This window comes from Rheinheimera sp. KL1, from assembly GCF_001275035.1.
GTDB classification, from domain to species: Bacteria; Pseudomonadota; Gammaproteobacteria; order Enterobacterales; family Alteromonadaceae; genus Pararheinheimera; species Pararheinheimera tangshanensis.
In genome coordinates this window covers 47110-67362 of record NZ_LAMX01000029.1, presented here as the reverse complement: position 1 = coordinate 67362, position 20253 = coordinate 47110, and the positions used below count along the sequence as shown (strand labels likewise).

Genomic DNA, 20253 nt, shown 5'->3' with positions numbered 1-20253 from the left:
TCACTAAAGATCTGCTTTTTGTTGCCCTGATGTCCGTTCTGCGCTGTCCAGCTTTAAGTGCAATGCCGCTTTAATCAGCATATGGGCTGTAATGGGTGCCGTAATAAATAAAAACAACGCGATAAGCAATTGCTGCAAACTCAGCTCGCCTTTGACGAAGTTAAAATAAGCCATAGAAGACAACACCAAAGCCCCCAAACCTAAGGTTGTAGCTTTAGTCGGGCCATGCAAACGGGTGTAGAAGTCCGGTAGTTTCACCAGCGCTACCGAGCCCATTAAAACAAATAACGAACCCGCCACAGCCAAGAGTGCCACTAGCCATTCAATCATGCTCATCTGTTACTCCTTATTCGCTGACTTACTCAATAATATCGCCGCGCAGCAAAAACTTACAAACAGCCACTGTGCTGACAAAACCTAACATGGCGATCAGTAACGCCACTTCAAAATTTAAGCTGGTGCCCAGATAAATGCCGTACAGCAGCAGCAGCGCTATGCTGTTGATATACATGGTATCCAGTGCCAACAAACGATCCACCACTGAAGGCCCGCGAATAGCGGCGTATAAATTCAGCACCAGCGCCAAACCTACCACCACAAAACAACCTTGTAGTATTAAAGCCAGCATTAAAATATCTCCTTTAATGGTGCTTCATAGCGTTGTTTCACCTGATCAATCAGTTCTGCTTCATCTGCTAAATCCAACACATGCAGCAGTAAAAAACGCTGCTCTGCGCCTTCAGCATTGAGTGACAGCACATCAGCACTAACAGTACCTGGAGTTAAAGATACAGTGCTCGCCAGTATGGTAATGGCCAGATTATCCGTTAAATCCAGCGGTACTAAAACAAAAGCAGGCCGCAGTTTTTTGTTAGGACCCAACACCAGCCTAATCACCTGCAGGTTAGCGACAATAATATCCCACAGCACCATCAAGCCATAAGTGAGAGCTGCGCCAGGCTTTTTAATACCGGGCTGGATCAAACGAAACTTATGGATAAGTAAAGGGATCAGCCAGGCCAGCAACAAACCAAAAAACAGATGGATCAACGCCACACTGTTATTCAGTAATAACCAGACCAGAAACAAAAACAGGCTACGGACAGGGGTTGGCCACCAGTTCTTTAAAGACAACATTAGAAGGCTCCCGGACTAAGATTGGCAATTTGCTGTAACTGCACCGCAGCAGCCTGACACCAGGTCGTTAATGGTCCGGCAAACAAGCTTAATAGTGGACTCGCTGCGACCAGCAACAGTAAAGCGCTGGTGCGGCGACTTCCAGCAAGACGAGCGTCAACATCTGAGCCTGATACCTGCCAGAACAGAATGCTACCCGCTCTGCTCAGAGCAATCAGCAACACCACACTGCTGCCTAGTAAAAATGACCAGTACCACAACATGGCGCCGCCTTGCGGCACAGCCTGCAGCAGTAATAGCTTGCCTATAAAACCAGAAAAAGGAGGCATGCCTACAATACTGAGCGCCACGACAATAAAAGCAGTGCCAAGTAACACAGGCTGAGCGATTTTGCGGCCGTTCACCAGCCTATCCCCAGCTTTGCCACGCTGGTTAGCAATCAAATCCGCCAGTAAAAACAAAGCCGCCGTAGCAAGCGTTGAGTGCACCAGATAATACAACAGCGCCTGCACCGACTCCGGTGTGCCTAAAGATAAAATAGCGACCAAAGCCCCTACCGATACAATCACCAGATAGCTGGCCATTTTGCGTAAGTCTTCGCTGGCCAAAACACCCAACACACCCATCACTATGGTTAGTAAGCCCGTCCACCACAACACAGGGAACACCCAGCTGGCGACAAAACCTGCATCCTGCAATACCATTGCAAAAACGCGTAATAAGCTATAAATACCTACTTTAGTCATAATGGCAAACAAAGCAGCCACTGCTGGTGAAGCGGAAGAATAGGCATTGCCTAACCAAAAATGCAAAGGCATCACAGCAGCTTTTAAGCCAAACACCACCAAGAGTAATGCAACTGCAGCCTGTAATAATTGCAGTTGAGTGTCAGACAAAGCGGCCACTTTGGTGCCTAAATCCAGCATATTTAAGGTGCCTGTAGCGCCATAAATCAGCGCCAGCGCAAATAAAAATAGCGCAGAACCAACTAGATTCAGAATCACATAATGCACTGCTGCTTTGGTCTTGGCTTTACCACCGCCATGGATCATTAAGGAGTACGAGGCAATCAACAGCACTTCAAAAAATACAAACAAGTTAAATAAGTCAGCGGTTAAAAAGGCGCCGTTAATCCCCATCAGTTGGAAATGTAGTAAGGCGTGGAAAAAAGGACCGTTTTCATCTTCACCACTGCTGGCATATAAACTGGCCGCCAAAGCTAACACAGAGGTCAGACACAACATCAGACTGCTGACTTGGTCCAGCAGTAGGCTGATGCCAAAAGGCGCAGGCCAGTTGCCCAGTTGATAGAGTTGGGCCGGGCCATCCGTGCTTTGAATCACCAGCATCACACTCAGCAGCACCAGTACCGCAGAGCCTCCGACACTTAAGCAGCGGCGTAGTAACAAGTTCTGATCAAAAGGCGGCAGCATCGTCAGCAGAGCCACTAACAAAGGCCAGAGAATAGGCAGGATAATCAAATGGTTCATGACGAAGCCCCCTGTCGGGTATTTTTCGCTACCGGCAATTTACCGTCGACATGATCATTACCTAAATCAGCGCGGGCGCGGATAGACAACACCACCAGAAAAGCCGTCATCGCAAAACCAATGACGATGGCGGTTAATACCAAGGCTTGAGGCAAAGGGTCAGCATAGTCTTCTGTCGCTTTAAGCACAGCGCCAGCTCCCATCTTTAAACCACCACTGGCAAAAATGAATAAATTGACGGCGTAAGACAACATGGTCAGCCCCAGCATCACGGCGAAGGTTCTGGCCCGTAAAATCAGAAAGACGGCACTGCAGGTTAAAACCCCTATGATGATTGCAACCAGTAATTCCATTAGTTTTGCCCCTCATGCACAGGTCTATGGTCCGTGGTCATTTTGCCCAGATTGGCCAAAATCATCAGCGTAGACCCTACTACGGTCAGATAAACCCCTAAATCAAAAGCGATAGCGCTGGCCAGCTCAATTTCGCCTAAAAGCGGTAACTGGAAGTAATCAAACCAGGAGGTTAAAAAAGGTCGCTCAAACAGCCAACTGGCGGCGCCTGTCAGGGCGGAAATCAGCACACCTGCCGCAACCAGCCTATGGTATTCCAGCGTCAGCCGCTGTTTTACCCAATCCACGCCTTGGGCTACATACTGCAAAATAATAGCGATAGCCGTGATTAAACCCGCCACAAATCCGCCACCTGGTAAGTTATGACCACGGAAAAAGATATACACCGAGACCAGCAGCGCCAGAGGCAATAAAGCCTGTGACACTACAGCCAGCAGCATAGGGTGTTTATCCAGCGCCCATTGCCGTCCTTGTGCGTCTGAGGTGGGTTTAAATAAAGGCAACCGGGTTAATAACTTAAAGATCCCTAAAGCGGCAATGCCCAATACGGTAATTTCGCCCAAGGTATCAAAACCGCGGAAGTCGACCAGAATGACGTTAACGACGTTATAGCCACCGCCCCCTGTTTTAGCATTGGCCAGGAAAAAGTCAGAGATCCGCTGCTGCGGCTCCAGCATCATGGCGTAACTTAAACTGCCAATCACCACACCACAGACAGAAGCTATAGCTCCATCACGAATAAGTCGGCCAGCATTGGATGCCCTGCTGATTTTATGCGGCAGGAAAAACAGCGCCAACATCAGCAGTACTATGGTCACCACTTCAACAGACAACTGAGTTAACGCCAGATCCGGTGCTGAAAAACGCACAAAAATCAGCGTCACAACCAGACCCACGATAGAGATCATCACCAAGGCCAATAAACGCTGGCGTTGACACAATACGGTTGCAAAAGCAGCGATGATAGCGACCAGTACGGCAGTTAACATCAGGCCATCTACAGGTAACATAGTGTTATGCTGCGTAAACTGGCCCATTTGCTGTAGCGGCCAAATTAGCAATACGATAACGATTAGGAACATCCACAATAAATAGCGTTGCAACTCAGAAGACTCAAACTTCTGATGCCATTTTTGCGCAGTGCTTAGCAAGGCTTTTATCTTTTGCTCGAATAACACCAAAGGATTCAACTCGGGCAACTCAGCCTGGAAACGAAATAAGTGCTTGCGGTTCAGGTACAGCAAAATACCTAAAGTCAGCGCCATCACACTCATCATCAGCGGCAAATTCACACCATGCCAAATCGATAAACTGTATTCAGGTAAAGGTCCGCCTAATGCGGCGCTAGAAGCGACAGCCAATAAATCTCCCACAATGTATTGCGGAGCTAAACCCACCAAAATACAAAGCGCCACTAAAATTTCGACCGGCACCCGCATATAACGGGGTGGTTCATGCGGAGTGCGGGGCAAACCCTTCGGCTGGCCGTTAAAAAATACGTCATGAATAAAACGGGCTGAATAAGCCACAGATAAAGTGGCCGCTACTGTAGCCAGCACAGGGATCAGCCAGGACAATGCGCCTAACACATCCTGGTGCAGCGTTTCGGCAAAAAACATCTCTTTGGATAAGAAGCCATTGAGTAAAGGCACCCCAGCCATAGATGCTGATGCCACCATAGCGAGCGTGGCTGTTACCGGCATAAATTGCCAGAGTCCGTTCAGTTTTCGCATATCCCGCGAACCGGATTCATGGTCGATAATACCTGCAGCCATAAACAACGAGGCTTTAAAAATAGCGTGATTGATAATATGAAAAATCGCAGCCACTGTGGCCAAGTCAGTGTCTAAACCCAGCAACAAGGTAATCAAACCCAAATGACTAATGGTGGAATAAGCCAGCAAGCCTTTCAAATCGTGCTGGAACAAAGCCAGATAAGCGCCCACCAACAGAGTTGTCATACCGGTGATAGTGACCAGTAAGAACCATAAATCTGAGCCAGCTAATAACGGATACATCCGCGCCAGCAAAAAAATACCAGCTTTGACCATAGTAGCCGAATGCAAATAAGCACTGACAGGAGTTGGCGCCGACATCGCATTAGGTAACCAGAAATGAAACGGGAACTGAGCTGATTTAGTAAAAGCTCCCAACAACACCAGAATAAGAATCACCGGATAGAGGCTATGCTGTTGCAGTACGTCAGCTTTAGATAACAGTACATCCAGCTCAAAACTACCCAACACCTGACCAATAAGCAAAATGCCAGCCAGTAAAGCTAAACCACCAAAACCTGTGATGGTTAATGCCATACGGGCACCGCTTCGCGCGTCTGCTCTATGCCACCAGAAACTGATCAGTAAAAAAGAACTGATACTGGTCAGCTCCCAAAATAGCCAAAGCTGTAATAAGTTATTCGATAAAACTATCCCCAGCATGGCGGTCATAAACAGCATCAAAAAACCGTAAAAACGTGCCATCGAATCTGTGACAGCCAGATAATATCGGGCGTATAAGATCACCAATAAACCAATACACAAGATCAGTAGTGCGAACAGCAGAGATAAGCCATCCAGCCTAAAGCTTAATGACAACCCCAAGGCTTCGACCCACGGTATTTGGTAGAATAAGGTTTCACCGGAAAAGATGGCAGGTGCGAGCTGCAGAACAACGGCTAAAGCTCCTGCGGGTAGTATCGCTGTAGCCAAAGCACTATAACTACGCGACCAGCTTTTTGTCAGCACTGGCACTACTGAACCAATCAAGGGAAGTAAAACCAGAAACAGAAGTTCAATCATGTATTTGCGTCCTCTTTGCAGGCTCAGTCAGCTCCAACACAAAACAACCTGAGCAGTATGCCAAGCAGCATATTCTATTGCGCCAGACAGAGGGTGAAATACCCCAAAAATCTTATATGCCGTACTTTATACCTTTATGGATAAAGGCTGTCCAGACGTTCCGGTGCATGACAAGCTGAAGAGGGAAAAACAAAGGATCAGAGGAATACCCCTCTGATCCATAACAACTTAGTGCCCTGTCGCTACTGCTGCTGCAGCAGCTGCGGCATCATAATGATGGATCCAACCTGCGGCATACATCCAATGAGTCACTTCAGGCAGCAAGAAGGTGGTGCTCAGTAAACCCACTATCGCCAGCACTATAGTGTAAGGCACTGCCATCCAAACCATTTTCATATAGGACAAGCGGATCAACGGAGCCAAAGCACTGGTCAGCAGGAATAAAAATGCTGCTTGTCCATTTGGTGTCGCCACACTTGGCAAGTTGGTACCCGCATTAATCGCAATAGCCAGCATTTCAAACTGTTCACGACTGATGGTGCCCGCTTCCCAAGCGGATTTCACTTCATTGATATAGACGGTACCGACAAACACATTATCACTGACCATGGATAACAAGCCATTGGCCATAAACAACACCGCCATCTGCTGCTGACCATCGAAGGTCAGCACAAAATCAATCACAGGTTTAAATAAATGCTGGTCAATAATCACGGCCACTACGGCAAAAAATACCACGAGTAAAGAGGTAAATGGCAAGGCTTCCTGAAAGGCTTTACCTATCGCATGTTCTTCCGTCACACCACAGAAGGTGGTCGCCAGAATAATTACCATTAAACCTATTAAACCAACAGAAGCTAAATGCAAACTTAGACAAACAACCAGCAAAACAGCGATGATGCTTTGAACCCATAATTTACTCACGTCAGATGCCGTCATACGTTCGGTCTGATAATTATCATAGGCAATCAATACATCCTGCACTGCTTCAGGTAAACGCACACCAAAATCGAATAAACGGAATTTTTCCAGTACTATGGTCGTCAGTAAACCAGCAATCAGCACAGGGATGCTGACAGCGGCCATCCGCAATGCAAATTCAGCAAAACCCCAACCAACAGCTTCAGCAATAATCAGGTTTTGTGGCTCGCCGACCATAGTGGACACGCCACCCAAGGCCGTACCAACACCAGCGTGCATCAGCAGGTTACGTAAAAAACCACGAAACGCATCTAAATCCGCACGGGACAATTCAGCGACATCACAATCTTCATTGTGGTTGTGTGGGTCTGGGAATTTTTTGCCAGAGGATATTTTGTGGTAAATCGCGTAAAAACCGATACCTACAGCAATAATTACAGCAACTACTGTTAAGGCATCTAAAAAAGCCGATAAAAATGCCGCCATGCAGACAAAAGCTAAAGATAATCGGGTTTTAGAACGCACACGGATCAGTAACTTGGTAAAGACAAATAACAGCAGGTCTTTGACAAAATGAATACCTGCCACCATAAAGACCAGCAGTAAAATCACTTCGATATTCACTTCAATTTCATGCATCACCTTAGTGGTACTGGTCATGCCCATCACGATGGCCTGCAGCACCAATAAGCCACCAGGCTGCAATGGGTAACATTTTAAAGCCATCGCCAGAGTGAAAATAAACTCAACCACTAAAGCCCAACCGGCTATGTAGGGGTTTTGCAAAAACAAAATGGGGTTGATAAAAAGAAAAGCGATGATACTTAGTTTGTACCAGTTAGGCGCCTGCCCAAGAAAGTTATTGTACAAGGCCAAAGCCATGCCTGATGGTTTCATAGTGTTTACCCAAATTCGAATTGTTGCGTGTTGGATTTATGTTTTGTTATTTACCATAGTTCAATTCTGTGTAAAGGTGATGACAATTAGCACAGAAATTATCAGGTAGTTCAGTTTGTTATACATAGCGCATCAGGGTTTGTCCAGACAGATTCAAACAGCAATGAGACCAGCGGAGCAAATAAAAGACCAACACCATAGTGTCAAATCAATTTGGTTAAACATAGCTTTGGGTGATGAGAACAGAATGTAACCAACATAAAAAAACAAAAAAACATAAAATTCATCAACTCTTCAGTTGTCACTTATAAAAAAAGTAAGTAAAACATCTGAGCTTGTTGAACTTTATTCACAAAAATAAAAATATCAGCTTAACTTAATTGAAGTACTTACTGCAGGAAACTTATTATGGCAATACTCAATGTTGCACAGGTCGCCGCCTTTTTAGGTATTCAGGAGATCCGTGTTGAACGTCTGGCACGCGAAAATCTGCTGGTTGCTAACGGCAAAGATGAACAAGGCAAACCTCTGTTTGACGAGGAAGATGTAAAGCGCTACAAAATTCTGGCTGAGCGATTAGGCGGACTTTAGTAACTTAGCTTTGAACAAGCCGCAGTAATAGCTGGTAACAGTCTGCTGCGGCTTGTTTGTATCTCGGATCTTGATTGTCCAGCTCTTCCTGCCAATACCATAACCAGCAAAAGCCTGCATACACTACTTTAGCCAAGGCTAATTTCTCTACTAATTGTGTGCTGCAGCTGTCCCTCCTCGATGCCCTATAATTGTCAAGCAACAGCTGTTGTTCAGCCTCAGATAACTCAAACTGAACTATCAATGCCACTAAATCAAACACCACATCCGCCAGTTGGCAATACTCAAAATCAATCAGCCATAACTTGTTCTGCCACAACAACATATTCTGTACGTGCAAATCCATATGGCACAAACCTATATCAGCCTGGAAATACTGCAGATCACGGGCAGCCGTGATCAAAGGCAACCAGATTTTTTCTGCTTGTGCTGTCCAGTGCGGCTCCAACTGTTTTTTCAGTTGTTGTAAATATAACCAGGGGTCCAGTACTGCAGTTTGCACTGGCAACTGATGCAAAGTCGCCAGTTTTTGGGCTAGTTCCGGCAGGTTCTGTCGAATGTGGGCAGCCGAAGGTAGCAAAGCATCAGGTAAAAACTCAGTGATCAGCATGCGCTGATGATTATTCAGACACAAAGGCGCAGGCGCCAATCCCACGGCGGCGGCGGCATGCTGGCAACGTAATTCCTGCTGCCGGCACACTCCTAATACAGAAGGGCCATAATGGCGCACTACGTAGTGACCTCTGTCCGTTTGCACCTGGTAGGAACTGGTTCTTTTGCCTTGTGTCAGTTGTTTTAACAGCAGCGGTTTGTGATCAGCAAAAAACTCCAGTTGTTGACATAAATGCCAGATCACAGAGGAAGAGTCTGCTGCTGTTGTTGCTGATAGCTGCTGCGCCATACAAAAAATCCGATCAGGGCAATAATGGTATAGAGTACAAAAAGTGCCGTTGTAAAATACAGATGTTTTTGTATATAGACATAAATACAGACCGCGTCTATCACCACCCAATACAGCCAGTTCGATACCACTTTGCGTGCCACCAGATAAGTAGTCATCACACTAAAAGCTGTAGTTTGTGCATCTATGTAAGCAAAATCAGCATGAGTGTATTGGTCCATCAGATAACCCAGTACAAGTCCTGCTATCGCTGTGCCACCAATTAAATTCAGATGAGTACTGGCGGACCATTCGGTCACGCCCGACTGCCCTGCAGGTAATAGCTGCTTTTGTTGGCGCCAGCTGTACCACCCATACAAAGCCATACCAGCATAATACAGCTGCAGCAGCGCATCAGATAACAACGCCGAATGCCACATAATATGGGTGTACAACAAAGTGCTGAGCAATGCTGCTGGCCAGCACCATAAACTCTGTTTCATTGCTAAAAGTACGTAAGCCAGCGCCAACAAAGTCGCCGCCAGCTCAAGCTGAGTCAGAGTTTGCCAGCCGCTAAACAGCTGCCACCAAGCCTCTGTCATGGCCGTAAATCGCCATGCAGAAACTTCACTACAAACACGACTTTGCCATAGGTTTCAAACGACCAGCGAATGCCTTGCTGCAACAACGCCATCACTTCGTCGTAATCCCCAAAGACTTGAGTGCTGAGTGTATTGGTGATCACCAGCACATTCGGGTTGGTGTTTAAAAGCTCAATAAAACCTTTGATAGGCTCAATGTAATCACTGGTGAGTGGGTACTTACTGATTTCTATAGATAATTTCATCATTAATTCCTTCACTGCTGATTAAAACTGGTAGCTGGCGGTCACACCTATACGGCGTGGTTCACCCAGTTGTTCATAGGTATGAGGCTCGTAGCCATCCCGCGGGTCATTACCAAAATAAAAGCCCCGCACGCCGTAGTCTTCATCCAGCGCATTGCGGCTCCACAGCGCCAATTGCACCTCATCCCACTGATACTGCAGACGTAAATTCACTAAATGCATTTGCTCTGAGCGGGAATCATGACTGTCGGAGTAATAAAAGGCGGCTTTACTTTGCAGACCCAGATTAAAACTCAAGTTTGACGTCAGTAACCACTCACTGCTGACACTGTATTGATACTTAGGTGCATGGGCCTGATCGCGGCCAGTCTTGTCTACGCCCTCTTCCGTGACAAAACCACGGATTTCACTATCGAGCCAGGCTGCATTAGCAAATAAAGTCCAGCTCTGAGCTAATTGAATGCGACTTTCCGCCTCTAATCCATGATTTCTGCCCGAAGCGGCATTATCTATAAAACCAATAAAGGACTGATCACGGGTGACCCAACTATTGACCTGCATCTCGTCACGCCACATGGCAAACAAAGCGACACGGCTGACGATCGTCTGATCGGCAGAACTGCCTTTGACACCAAACTCGACGTTCCATAAAGTTTCAGGTGAAAAATTAGCTTTGCTGTTTAAATAATCTGCCAGTTCATCCACGCCACTGCCCTGCGCTTTACCCAGCGCTTCACCATTAACGCCACCTGCTTTGTAGCCTCTTGAACCTAACCAATACAGACTTGTTGAATCGGTCAGCGCTAAACTCAAACTCAGTTTACCCCCCCACATCAGCTCATTGTTTTGCTGGGTGATGCCATTGCTATCACTGTAGTCATCCTCATACCGCTCCGCGCGGGCGCCAGAGGTGAAACTCCAGCCATCCCCTAAGTCGCCGGTCCACTGCCCAAACAAAGCCAGGTTCTGGCGTTTAAAATCACTGAAAAACTGCGCGGCCTGCCATAAATCCCAGTTCCAGAACTGGCGTTCTAAATCCGTTTGCTGACCACTAGCATACCAGCCAGCGACCCAATTTGCCTGCTCTTTACCTAAAAAGCGTTGCTCCAGACTCCACTGATCCCGCTGCCTTAAGTAGCGGTCTGTCGTCGCGTAGCCATCTGGGTGAATACCTTCATAACTCCAGTCTTCGTCAAAGCCATAATCGGTATCGGCAGTCAGGCCACTCAACTGCGTATAGACATTGGCCCAACTTAAACCCTGATAATCGGCTTTAATCGCCAAAGCACGGCTTTGCTGTTCATCCTGGCCAGGTTTATCCGATAAGGTGGTGCGGTTTCTGTCTAAAGAAAACACATCGTAGCCATTATTGATATCGCGGTAATGGCCGATAAAATCCAATGTCAGATCGCTCGTCGCCAGATAACGCAGCGCAGCACGGGCAGTAGTTTCGTCAATATTGTTGGTATCGTCACGATTTAAAAAGCTGTTATCGACAAAGCCATCTGAGCTCTGGTGATCAGCAGCCAGACGATACGCCCACTGCTGGTTGATTGCATTGCTATAGGCACCACTGAGTTGGTAGCTATCGTAGTTGGCCACAGTAGTACTGAACTGGCCTTCGCCTTCAAAGCTGGGCGCATTAGAGGTCAAATTCAACATACCGGCCATGGCATTGGCACCAAAGCGGGTCGCTTCAGGCCCGCGGAATATTTCTACTTGCTGCACATCAGCCAAAGAGCTGACACCTAAAGCTGAATAATCAATGCCATCAATCAGCACACCCACCGAAGGATTGATGCTGTCGACAAACTCACTGCGCTCGCCTATGCCGCGAATTTGTAAAAAACGGCCACGGGACGCGCCAGCTGAAAAGTTTACGTTGGCGGATTGTTGCAACAAATCATCTAAATGCTGGGCGTTCTGACGACTGATATCCTGCTGACTCAACACCAGAATACTGCCAGGTAGCTTTTGCAACTGCTGCTGCCGGAAATCGCCTTGCACCAGAATACGCTCTACCGCCTGTTCAGACGCAGCGTTTTCTTCAGCACCAGCAGTTGTGGACAAAGCGGCCAGAATGGCCAGGGATAAATAAGAAATTCGAGACATATGATTCTACTCCAAGTCAAAAAGTAGGATCACCAAAGCAAAAGGAATACAGAAGTACCATCCCTCCGCCGGTATGATCCGGATCAGGTTCGAAGGGTTCGCGTGTGACGGCGTCTCAGCTAAAAGCACCCCTTGGTTCGCGGCGCAGTGTATCGGCTTTTTTTCAGACAGGCAATTGCCAGATCTACACCTTTATGCAGATCTGGCATACAAATTAAAGCAAAGCAGGTAAATACCAGCTCGCAATAGAGAAATAAATCACGACACCAGCCACGTCGGCGATAGAGGTGATCAAAGGTCCGCTGGCGGTCGCAGGGTCCATGCCAAAACGGCTGAGTAAAAAGGGTAAAGACAAGCCCACTAAGCTGCCCACCAAGACCACTATCATCATAGTGGCGGCGACTACCAGCGCTATATCCAGCCCGCCTCGCCAGTAGCCCAGCGCGTAGACAGCAAGTGCCATGGTCAAACCTAATAAACCGGCCACCAGCACTTCTTTGCCGAGCATTTTGCCCCAATGGCGTAATTTGATATCGCCTGTAGCCAGAGCCCGCACCATCAAAGTGCCGGACTGAGCCCCAGCATTCCCGCTGCTGGCTATCAGTAACGGCAGAAAAAACAACAAGGCTATATGTTCAGAAATAATATGCTCAAATGCAGCTAAACCTGCACCAGAGAAAATATTGCCAAACACCAGCACCACCAGCCAGACCACACGTTTACGGTATAACAGGCTAATTTTGGCATCTTTAACACTGCCTTCGAGCTTGCCGATAGTCGCGGTTTTGTGAAAGTCTTCGGTGGCTTCAGCTGCTGCTACGTCCATCGCATCATCGTGTGTGACAATACCGACCAACTGTCCTTGCGCATTCACCACAGGAATAGCAATTAAGTCGTATTTGGCCACCAATGACGCCACTTCTTCCTGCTCCGTGTCTACTTTGACATGGATAGGATCATGTTTCATCACGTCATCGACCAATGCATGAGTGGGCGCCAGAATTAACTCACGCAAAGACAGAGCACCAATTAAAATGCGGTCCTGATCCACCACATAAGACAGATAAATGGTTTCTTTGTCCGGTGCTTCGTTACGCAGTACCTCAATAGCTTGAGTCACAGTTAAATCCGGCGACAACATAGCGTAATCCGAACTCATAATGGCACCCGCGGTGCCTTCAGAGTATGAAGACAGACTAAGGATGTCATCACGTTCAGCTTGGGCCAAAGCGGGTAACAAAGCTTGTTTTTGCGCGTCAGATAATTTGTTAAACAAGTCGGCTCTTTCATCAGACGACATCTGGCGGATCACCGGAGTGAAGTCTTGCCGACGTACTGTATGCGCCAGTTCAACTTGTTGATCTTCAGGTAAATAGCTGAAAACGTCTGCTTGTGTGCTTAATGGAAAACAACTTAACAGTTGCCACTGATGTGCTGTGGAAAACTCAACCAAAGCACCGGCTAAATCGGCAGCATGAGTATCAGCCAAACGCACAGGTAATACAGAGAAGTCGCCGCTCTCCAGAGCAGCACGTAAGGTATGGATCAGAACTAAGGGTTCCATGTTTTCACCTCGAACTACGGGCCGTAGTCGCAAGGTTCAGACAAACCAGCGGTCTACAGCAAAACTAAAGGGTTAAGTTGTATGTCAGGCTAGGCCTGTGACTGGGTACGTCCATAAAAACGGAACTCTCCTCTGCAAATGGACAGGAATATCAGCTTAACTTATTGCTGATACAGCGAAAAACGAGCATCATTTTACTCCTGTAACCACTTAACCTCAACTTAATAGCGGCCAGAAGTGCAGGATTTTCTTTAAGCTGCACCCGATCGTCACAAGGACACAAACATGTTTGCCGAAAATAAGGCGCTTTGGTGGCAACCTCAAACGCTGTTGAACGAACAAAGCTGTAAAATTCAGCTGGGGCCTTTGCTGATTTTTTTGCAACGAAAAACCGGAGAATGGCGGCTGGCTACTGAATTGCTGCCTCAGACAGAACATCAGGAGCTGGAAGCTGAACTGCTGCCACAATGGCCACAGCATCGTCTGGCCAGCCGTTTTGTCTTTGAAAACGAGCCGCTGCAGTTTTGCCTGAAACCTGTATTAGCAGACCGTCCTGTAGTGGTAAAAACACATCAGCCAGTTTACATACCGCCTGGTGAGCAAGTGACCTTTTATATCAGCAGCCCTGTCAGTATTCGTATTGAATTGCAGCAACCAGAGTTAATGTTGCAGGAGGTGCAAAGCCAGCGTTTATCCGACACCTGGTTTGGCCCCAACACCCAAATTGGTGAACTTTGTTACGCCGATAAAACCCAGGCCAGGCATAGTAAAGAAGAATTGCCCCGGCGGGTCCACAAAGCCGTCACTCCTGTTACCGTGAAAAATAACGCCAACCAAATGATGAGTATCGAAAAACTCAGTTTACCTGTGCCTTATTTATCCTTATATGGTCTGGCTGACGGCAGTTTATGGACAGATCAGGTGTTGCTGGATCATCAGGACGACGCTGAACTGAGCCGATTGCAGATCAGTAAAAAAATGCCGGCAGGTTCAGATGGTGCAGAACGATTAGCCAAACCGCGTTTGTATATGGAAAAACATGGCCTGTTCCGCGCTTTCAGTGATTTATTTGCTCATGCAGCAAGCCGAGGTTCTTTATGATTGATCTGGTAATTAACTATCTGGATTCCGACAAGTTTTTCTCTTTACTGCAGGCAGGCATGTTATTTATTGTCGGCTTCTTAGCGGCAAGTTTGTTGGCCCGCACGACCTATAAAGTCTGCTTAAAACGTTTTAGTCCTCATCATGCCACTTTAAGTCGCCGTTTAGTCTACTGGCTGGTATTGGCCTTATTTATTGCCAGCGGTTTAAAACAGTTAGGCTTTAATTTAGGCGTGTTATTGGGCGCTGCCGGGGTGTTGTCTGTGGCTATCGGCTTTGCCTCTCAAACCTCAGTATCCAACCTTATTAGTGGCTTATTCTTAATAGGCGAGCGGCCTTTTCAGATTGGCGATACTATCCAGGTGGGCGGTACCACAGGGGAAATTCTGTCGATTGACTTGCTGTCTATTAAACTACGGACCTTCGATAACCTTTTTGTTCGTATTCCCAATGAAAGCCTGATTAAAACAGAAGTCACCAACCTAACCCGCTTTCCTATCCGCCGACTGGATTTAAAAATTGGCGTGGCCTATAAAGAAAATATCAGTCAGGTTCGGCACGTATTACTTCAGGTTGCAGAGCAAAACCCTCTAAGTCTGGATGAACCTGTTCCTGTATTTCAGTTTTTAAGTTTTGCCGAGTCATCACTGGATTTGCAATTTTCCGTCTGGACCAAAAAAGAAAACTACAGAGAATTGCGCACTTGTTTACTCGAAGAAATTAAACTGGCCTTTGATAAACACAATATTGATTTGCCTTTTCCACAGCGAGAGCTGAGTCTGAGCCCCAGTGCTTTAGCTTTGTTAGGTTCAGCACAAAATAACAGGAACCAAAACGCAGCAGACAAGGATTAAAAGATGATCTCAGGCTTTTTCCTGTCTTCTGCGAAAAACTGTGTCATGATAAAACTCAATCAACAAGAATGGATGTTGTAGTGTTGAGAATGCCTAAGATGTATAGCCTTAGTTTACTGAAGCCGCTGACAGCAGCTGTAACAGTAGTATTGCTTAGTCTAAGTAGCCCAACTCAGGCCTCAGACTTGTGTTCTTCGGTGGAGAACACAGCTGATTTTAGTGCCTATCAGGGACAAACTATCGCCGAAGTACGTTTTATCCGTAACGATGTATTTGATTTAGAACAGCCCAATACTTACTGGTTTCACCGCTTTGCCAACCGAACTCATAAGATCACCACAGAAGCCACGTTAAAAGAAGATGTATTGTTTAAGGCTGGTGATGTGCTGGACGCCGATAGTCTGGCAGAAACCGAACGTTTATTAAGAACAAGGCGCTATCTGCGTAAAGTGGAAGTGCGTGTCAGTCATCAATGTCCGGATCAACAAGTCGTCGTGACTATCAGTAGCTGGGACAACTGGTCTTTACTCCCTAAAATTTCTGCCAGCCGTGAGGGTGGAGAAAGTCGTTCTACCTTTGGGCTAGCTGAAGACAACCTGTTTGGCTCGGGTAATCAAATCAATCTGGATTATGAACATGATAGCGAGCGTACCAGTTACTTACTGAATTTCCGTTCACCCAATATGTTTGGCAGTCACTGGGGATTAAACACCCGCTATGCTGATAAATCTGATGGTGAATCCTATTTAGTTGCGGTCGAAAAACCTTTTTATCGTCTGAATGCTCCCTGGTCTTTTGCCTTAACGTTGGAGCAGGATAGCCAGGACATTAACGAGTACCTGCTAGGCGATGAAGCCAACGAATTTCAAAAACAAAAAAGATTTTTTGATCTTCAGGGTGGTTTAAAGGTGTTAGCTGCTGACAACTGGGTACAACGTGTTTTGGTTGGTGCTACTCACAATGAAGTGCAATTTGAACAAACATCGGATACCTTGTTTGGCATCCCGGTCAAACGTGACTTATCCCAGTGGTGGCTGGCTTGGCAATACGTAGAATCAGATTATCGCCAGATGTTTAATATCTACCAGTTCAACAGAGTTGAAGATATCAACCTAGGTTGGCAGGCTGATGTGAAACTCGCCTATCTGGCACCTATGCTGGGAGCTGACAATAAAGGCTGGCAAGTCACAGCTGCGGCGACTAAAGCCACAGAACTGACAGTGGATAACTATCTGCTGACCTCAGCCTCAGTCAGCCAGTTGGAACAGGCTGACATCAGCCAAAGCTTACTCAAAACCCATCTGATGTTAATTCATAAGTTTGACCCGCAGCATAGTCTGGTCGGTCAGCTGACGTACCAATACGGCAATGACTTGTTTCGTGACGAGCGCCTGAGTTTAGGCGGCGACACTGGCCTACGGGCTTTCCCTTTGTATTATCAAACCGGTGAACGTCTGGCGCTGGCCACTATGGAATACCGCTATTACAGCAACTTATCCATAGCGCAGATTTTTGATGTGGGTTACGCCACTTTTGCCGACATGGGCCGCACCTGGGGGGACAACCCGGATTTACCGGGCAGCTCAGGCGAGCAAACTTTATATGGTGTCGGGGCAGGTATACGACTGCTGTCAAGCCACAGCAGCCGTGGCACCATGATCCATATCGACCTGACCAAAGCCTTTGGTGGTGACGATGATTTATCTGGTGTCGAATGGCGCATACTGGCCAAACAGAGTTTTTAGTGCTCGCTTTTCATTATGGGCAATACACAAGTATTGGGGCTAAACAAAGTCTTTAGTATTCCCCCTGACAGGCCGGGCAATAGACAGTACTGCGCTGGCCTAAACGTATTTCTTTGAGTTCAGTCTGACAACTGAAACACTCCTCACCGCCACGACCATACACCAACAACTGTTGGGCAAAATAGCCCGGCTTGCCATCGGTCTGACTAAAGTCTTTTAAAGTCGTGCCGCCCTGAGTAATGGCTTTGGCCAAAATTTGTTTCACTACCTGCACCAGTAGTTCAGCTTTTTCTGCGGTCAGTTGATTCGCTGGCATTTTGGGATGAATACCCGCCTGAAACAAAGCTTCATTGGCATAGATGTTCCCCACCCCAACCACCACATGATTATCCATTAACACCAGTTTGATGGCGCTGCTGCGTTTTTGGCAAGCAGCCAGTAACATCTCAGCATGGAAATCCCCTAACAAAGGCTCAGGCCCTAAGTTTGCCATCAGCGTGTGTAGCGTATCTTTTGGCTGCCACAATACGGCACCAAAACGTCTGGTGTCGTTTAAGCGCAGCATGAAGTCATTGCTTAAATAGATATCGACATGATCATGTTTACCAGCTGCAGTATGCTGCGGCACCACTTTTAAATGGCCTGACATGCCAAGATGGATAATCAATTCGCCGTCAGGTAAATGGATCAGCAGGTATTTAGCGCGACGTGTTACATCAAGCACGGGCTGCTGGCTAATCTGTAATACTTCATCTGGTATCAGCCAGCGCAGCTGACGTTGCCGCACTACTACTTTTTCGATACGTTGCTGCTGTAAATGAGGGCTAATACCTAAACGGGATACTTCAACTTCTGGTAATTCTGGCATAACACCCTCAACGTAAAACGACTGGAAATAATAAATCGGCCTGACCTTCTGGCAAACGGTACCACAGATCCGTATCTACAGCTTTTAACCAATAAAACTCCCCCGCCCGATACAACTGCCATTGTTGCTGCGCCGGTTTACCGGTCAGCCAGACGGAAACTTCAGTCACAAGCACTGGGTTCATAGGATCAAGAGGCGACTTTTCCGGTAAAGCAGCCTGTTGCCAATGCAGCAGTAAAACAGTTAATTGCTCTTCCGTCAGCGCAGCAGGCTGCGAACGCCAATTGGGCCCGGCCCGCTCAATCTGATGTTGTGGGAAATGCAAAGCTAACAACGTCTGAGTTGCTGAAATAAGTTGTGGCTGAGGTTCGTTACGCACTTGTTTTAAGTATTCGGGTAAACCTACAAACAGGGCGACTAAAATCACCACTGTGTAAATCATGAAGTTATTCCAGCCTTTTTGACTTAAACGGATCATAAAGATAAAAACCGAGACAGAAGAAAAACAGCAGTGTAAACCAGAGACAGCCGGAACAACCAGAAGAAAGCGAAGAAGATATAAAAATGCAGAATACTAATAGAACACAAAAAGGTCAGGAACCTTTTTCACTCACATCGTCCATGATGTTCGCCTTCGGCAGCTTACGCTGTGCAAAATAGCTGTCCTGCTATTTTGTGAACATTGGAGCCAAGCGACGATGGCCCGACAGGGTGAGCGCCATGGATGGCGGCGAATACAAAATCGTCAGGAACGATTTATACAGATCTAAAAACAAAACCCGACTTGCGTCGGGTTTTTTAAGTTCAATTACTTGATTTTCGCTTCTTTGAAAATCACGTGCTTACGCACTTTAGGATCGAACTTTTTGATTTCCATTTTTTCTGGCATGGTGCGTTTGTTCTTCGTCGTTGTATAGAAGAAGCCAGTACCAGCAGAAGAAACTAAACGAATTTTATCGCGCATAATTTAATTCCCTAAACCTTCTGACCTTTAGCACGCAGATCGGCTAAAACAGTATCGATGCCATTTTTGTCGATAATACGCATACCACGAGTAGAAATACGTAAAGTCACAAAACGGTTTTCGCTTTCAACCCAGAAACGGTGAGTTTGCAGGTTAGGCAGGAAACGGCGCTTAGTTGCGTTGTTGGCGTGTGAACGACGGTTACCTACCATCGGACCCTTACCAGTGATTTGGCACACTCTAGACATGTCAATGTTTCTCCAAAATTACTTCAGCTCGAGCTTCGTTCATCCTTCTGGCCAAGAAGAATGCCCCGGATTTCTGAAAGGGCGCAATTTATACACGAAAGCCTGATCAAATTCAAGCAAATCTGTATGGTTCAGGCGATCGTTTGCACATCCAAACTTCAGACCTTTATAGCCAGCCGCGTTCGGCAAAGGAAATAACCTCTGCATCACCTACCACAAAATGATCCAGCAACTTAATGTCGACAAGAGACATGGCTTGAGTCAGGCGCTCCGTTATCATCCGATCGGCACGGCTCGGCTCTGCAACTCCGGATGGATGATTGTGAGCCAAAATAACGGCGGCGGCATTATGCGCTAAAGCACTCTGAACTACAATACGCGGATACACAGGAGATGCATCAATAGTGCCGAAAAATAACGGTTCAGCGCAAATCAGCCGGTGTTGACTGTCTAAATACAACAACATAAAGACTTCGCGTTTTTGCGCCGCCAAACTTTGTTGCAGATAACGCTTCACCAAAGCGGGTTCGGTAAAGACAGTATCGCGTTGCATGCTTTGCACCAGATAGCGCCTGCTTAGTTCCATAACCGCTTGTAATTGCACATATTTAGCCTGGCCCAAACCATGGCCTTTGCAAAAATCCGCCTGGCTGGCAGCCAATAAAGGCCGCAGGCCACCAAACTGATGCAATAAAGTGCGGGACAATTCCACCGCATCCATACCAGCCACACCAGTACGTAAAAAAATAGCCAGCAATTCGCCGTCCGACAGATGCTCAGCACCATGCGCCAGCAGTTTTTCTCTTGGCCTTTCACCTTCAGGCCAGCTTTTGATACTCATCTTAGCCTCCTTGAGTTTTTGTTTTCCTTCATCTTTCCGTGT

21 protein-coding genes and 1 riboswitch are annotated in these 20253 nt (G+C 46.8%); of the genes, 4 read left to right on the top strand and 17 right to left on the bottom strand.

Features of this window, described 5'->3' with window-relative positions; all coding sequences use genetic code 11:
- Nucleotides 1-3: 3 nt before the first annotated feature.
- From WH43_RS17215 to nhaB, 7 genes are all read right to left on the bottom strand, one after another.
- The gene (locus WH43_RS17215) at nt 4-336 is read right to left on the bottom strand and encodes a Na+/H+ antiporter subunit G (RefSeq protein ID WP_053425807.1); all 333 of its coding nucleotides are present in this window, start codon (nt 334-336) and stop codon (nt 4-6) included.
- A gap of 22 nt (nt 337-358) precedes the next feature.
- Nucleotides 359-628 (bottom strand): K+/H+ antiporter subunit F, encoded by a 270-nt coding sequence (locus WH43_RS17210; RefSeq protein WP_053425806.1) that lies wholly within the window; start codon nt 626-628, stop codon nt 359-361.
- On the bottom strand, nt 628-1137 hold the full coding sequence (locus WH43_RS17205; RefSeq protein ID WP_053425805.1) for a Na+/H+ antiporter subunit E: 510 nt from the start codon (nt 1135-1137) through the stop codon (nt 628-630). The genes WH43_RS17210 and WH43_RS17205 overlap by 1 nt, the downstream gene beginning before the upstream one ends.
- Complete coding sequence (locus WH43_RS17200; protein ID WP_053425804.1) at nt 1137-2627, bottom strand: monovalent cation/H+ antiporter subunit D; 1491 nt, start codon at nt 2625-2627, stop codon at nt 1137-1139. Before WH43_RS17200 ends, WH43_RS17205 begins: the two co-directional genes overlap by 1 nt.
- Complete coding sequence (locus tag WH43_RS17195; protein WP_053425803.1) at nt 2624-2980, bottom strand: Na+/H+ antiporter subunit C; 357 nt, start codon at nt 2978-2980, stop codon at nt 2624-2626. Before WH43_RS17195 ends, WH43_RS17200 begins: the two co-directional genes overlap by 4 nt.
- Nucleotides 2980-5778 carry a monovalent cation/H+ antiporter subunit A gene (locus WH43_RS17190; protein WP_286049967.1) on the bottom strand — a complete coding sequence of 933 codons (2799 nt, stop codon included), beginning with the start codon at nt 5776-5778 and terminating at the stop codon, nt 2980-2982. The genes WH43_RS17195 and WH43_RS17190 overlap by 1 nt, the downstream gene beginning before the upstream one ends.
- Before the next feature lie 228 nt (nt 5779-6006).
- A complete protein-coding gene (gene nhaB, locus WH43_RS17185; protein WP_082335848.1) occupies nt 6007-7596 on the bottom strand; it encodes a sodium/proton antiporter NhaB in 1590 nt (529 codons plus the stop codon).
- Between the two features lie 408 nt (nt 7597-8004).
- On the opposite strand from nhaB, the gene WH43_RS17180 reads away from it, so the two are divergent.
- Entirely contained in the window at nt 8005-8187 is a 183-nt protein-coding gene (locus tag WH43_RS17180; RefSeq protein WP_053425802.1) for a hypothetical protein, read from the top strand.
- A gap of 4 nt (nt 8188-8191) precedes the next feature.
- Here the strand turns inward: WH43_RS17180 and WH43_RS17175 are convergent, their stop codons facing one another.
- From WH43_RS17175 to mgtE, 5 genes are all read right to left on the bottom strand, one after another.
- Nucleotides 8192-9088 (bottom strand): phosphotransferase, encoded by an 897-nt coding sequence (locus WH43_RS17175; RefSeq protein ID WP_082335847.1) that lies wholly within the window; start codon nt 9086-9088, stop codon nt 8192-8194.
- Nucleotides 9040-9669, bottom strand: coding sequence for a nicotinamide riboside transporter PnuC (gene pnuC / locus WH43_RS17170; protein ID WP_053425800.1), 630 nt, complete (start codon nt 9667-9669; stop codon nt 9040-9042). The genes WH43_RS17175 and pnuC overlap by 49 nt, the downstream gene beginning before the upstream one ends.
- On the bottom strand, nt 9666-9914 hold the full coding sequence (locus WH43_RS17165; RefSeq protein WP_046520436.1) for a YkoF family thiamine/hydroxymethylpyrimidine-binding protein: 249 nt from the start codon (nt 9912-9914) through the stop codon (nt 9666-9668). Before WH43_RS17165 ends, pnuC begins: the two co-directional genes overlap by 4 nt.
- A gap of 21 nt (nt 9915-9935) precedes the next feature.
- The gene (locus WH43_RS17160) at nt 9936-12026 is read right to left on the bottom strand and encodes a TonB-dependent receptor (RefSeq protein WP_053425799.1); all 2091 of its coding nucleotides are present in this window, start codon (nt 12024-12026) and stop codon (nt 9936-9938) included.
- Between the two features lie 43 nt (nt 12027-12069).
- Nucleotides 12070-12169: riboswitch (TPP riboswitch) on the bottom strand.
- 71 nt (nt 12170-12240) lie between these two features.
- On the bottom strand, nt 12241-13590 hold the full coding sequence (mgtE, locus tag WH43_RS17155) for a magnesium transporter (protein WP_053425798.1): 1350 nt from the start codon (nt 13588-13590) through the stop codon (nt 12241-12243).
- A 285-nt stretch (nt 13591-13875) separates the two neighbouring features.
- On the opposite strand from mgtE, the gene WH43_RS17150 reads away from it, so the two are divergent.
- The 3 genes from WH43_RS17150 (at nt 13876) to WH43_RS17140 (ending at nt 17290) form a co-directional block, all read left to right on the top strand.
- Complete coding sequence (locus tag WH43_RS17150; protein WP_053425797.1) at nt 13876-14691, top strand: DUF432 domain-containing protein; 816 nt, start codon at nt 13876-13878, stop codon at nt 14689-14691.
- Nucleotides 14688-15545 (top strand): mechanosensitive ion channel family protein, encoded by an 858-nt coding sequence (locus tag WH43_RS17145; protein ID WP_053425796.1) that lies wholly within the window; start codon nt 14688-14690, stop codon nt 15543-15545. Before WH43_RS17150 ends, WH43_RS17145 begins: the two co-directional genes overlap by 4 nt.
- Nucleotides 15546-15634: 89 nt before the next feature.
- Nucleotides 15635-17290 carry a BamA/TamA family outer membrane protein gene (locus WH43_RS17140; RefSeq protein WP_286049960.1) on the top strand — a complete coding sequence of 552 codons (1656 nt, stop codon included), beginning with the start codon at nt 15635-15637 and terminating at the stop codon, nt 17288-17290.
- A 52-nt stretch (nt 17291-17342) separates the two neighbouring features.
- Here the strand turns inward: WH43_RS17140 and mutM are convergent, their stop codons facing one another.
- The 5 genes from mutM to radC form a co-directional block, all read right to left on the bottom strand.
- Entirely contained in the window at nt 17343-18158 is an 816-nt protein-coding gene (gene mutM / locus WH43_RS17135; RefSeq protein WP_053425794.1) for a bifunctional DNA-formamidopyrimidine glycosylase/DNA-(apurinic or apyrimidinic site) lyase, read from the bottom strand.
- A gap of 7 nt (nt 18159-18165) precedes the next feature.
- Nucleotides 18166-18636 carry a hypothetical protein gene (locus WH43_RS17130; protein WP_053425793.1) on the bottom strand — a complete coding sequence of 157 codons (471 nt, stop codon included), beginning with the start codon at nt 18634-18636 and terminating at the stop codon, nt 18166-18168.
- A gap of 330 nt (nt 18637-18966) precedes the next feature.
- Complete coding sequence (gene rpmG / locus WH43_RS17125) at nt 18967-19122, bottom strand: 50S ribosomal protein L33 (RefSeq protein ID WP_008219722.1); 156 nt, start codon at nt 19120-19122, stop codon at nt 18967-18969.
- 11 nt (nt 19123-19133) lie between these two features.
- Complete coding sequence (gene rpmB, locus WH43_RS17120; protein WP_008899984.1) at nt 19134-19370, bottom strand: 50S ribosomal protein L28; 237 nt, start codon at nt 19368-19370, stop codon at nt 19134-19136.
- A gap of 166 nt (nt 19371-19536) precedes the next feature.
- Entirely contained in the window at nt 19537-20211 is a 675-nt protein-coding gene (radC, locus tag WH43_RS17115) for a RadC family protein (protein ID WP_053425792.1), read from the bottom strand.
- Nucleotides 20212-20253: the final 42 nt, after the last annotated feature.

What these genes read in the sequence shown, in the direction of transcription:
- WH43_RS17215 (WP_053425807.1), bottom strand. Translation starts at nt 336, where the DNA reads ATGAGCATGATTGAATGGCTAGTGGCACTCTTGGCTGTGGCGGGTTCG.
- WH43_RS17210 (WP_053425806.1), bottom strand. Translation starts at nt 628, where the DNA reads ATGCTGGCTTTAATACTACAAGGTTGTTTTGTGGTGGTAGGTTTGGCG.
- WH43_RS17205 (WP_053425805.1), bottom strand. Translation starts at nt 1,137, where the DNA reads ATGTTGTCTTTAAAGAACTGGTGGCCAACCCCTGTCCGTAGCCTGTTT.
- WH43_RS17200 (WP_053425804.1), bottom strand. Translation starts at nt 2,627, where the DNA reads ATGAACCATTTGATTATCCTGCCTATTCTCTGGCCTTTGTTAGTGGCT.
- WH43_RS17195 (WP_053425803.1), bottom strand. Translation starts at nt 2,980, where the DNA reads ATGGAATTACTGGTTGCAATCATCATAGGGGTTTTAACCTGCAGTGCC.
- WH43_RS17190 (WP_286049967.1), bottom strand. Translation starts at nt 5,778, where the DNA reads ATGATTGAACTTCTGTTTCTGGTTTTACTTCCCTTGATTGGTTCAGTA.
- nhaB (WP_082335848.1), bottom strand. Translation starts at nt 7,596, where the DNA reads ATGAAACCATCAGGCATGGCTTTGGCCTTGTACAATAACTTTCTTGGG.
- WH43_RS17180 (WP_053425802.1), top strand. Translation starts at nt 8,005, where the DNA reads ATGGCAATACTCAATGTTGCACAGGTCGCCGCCTTTTTAGGTATTCAG.
- WH43_RS17175 (WP_082335847.1), bottom strand. Translation starts at nt 9,088, where the DNA reads ATGGCGCAGCAGCTATCAGCAACAACAGCAGCAGACTCTTCCTCTGTG.
- pnuC (WP_053425800.1), bottom strand. Translation starts at nt 9,669, where the DNA reads ATGACAGAGGCTTGGTGGCAGCTGTTTAGCGGCTGGCAAACTCTGACT.
- WH43_RS17165 (WP_046520436.1), bottom strand. Translation starts at nt 9,914, where the DNA reads ATGAAATTATCTATAGAAATCAGTAAGTACCCACTCACCAGTGATTAC.
- WH43_RS17160 (WP_053425799.1), bottom strand. Translation starts at nt 12,026, where the DNA reads ATGTCTCGAATTTCTTATTTATCCCTGGCCATTCTGGCCGCTTTGTCC.
- mgtE (WP_053425798.1), bottom strand. Translation starts at nt 13,590, where the DNA reads ATGGAACCCTTAGTTCTGATCCATACCTTACGTGCTGCTCTGGAGAGC.
- WH43_RS17150 (WP_053425797.1), top strand. Translation starts at nt 13,876, where the DNA reads ATGTTTGCCGAAAATAAGGCGCTTTGGTGGCAACCTCAAACGCTGTTG.
- WH43_RS17145 (WP_053425796.1), top strand. Translation starts at nt 14,688, where the DNA reads ATGATTGATCTGGTAATTAACTATCTGGATTCCGACAAGTTTTTCTCT.
- WH43_RS17140 (WP_286049960.1), top strand. Translation starts at nt 15,635, where the DNA reads ATGCCTAAGATGTATAGCCTTAGTTTACTGAAGCCGCTGACAGCAGCT.
- mutM (WP_053425794.1), bottom strand. Translation starts at nt 18,158, where the DNA reads ATGCCAGAATTACCAGAAGTTGAAGTATCCCGTTTAGGTATTAGCCCT.
- WH43_RS17130 (WP_053425793.1), bottom strand. Translation starts at nt 18,636, where the DNA reads ATGATCCGTTTAAGTCAAAAAGGCTGGAATAACTTCATGATTTACACA.
- rpmG (WP_008219722.1), bottom strand. Translation starts at nt 19,122, where the DNA reads ATGCGCGATAAAATTCGTTTAGTTTCTTCTGCTGGTACTGGCTTCTTC.
- rpmB (WP_008899984.1), bottom strand. Translation starts at nt 19,370, where the DNA reads ATGTCTAGAGTGTGCCAAATCACTGGTAAGGGTCCGATGGTAGGTAAC.
- radC (WP_053425792.1), bottom strand. Translation starts at nt 20,211, where the DNA reads ATGAGTATCAAAAGCTGGCCTGAAGGTGAAAGGCCAAGAGAAAAACTG.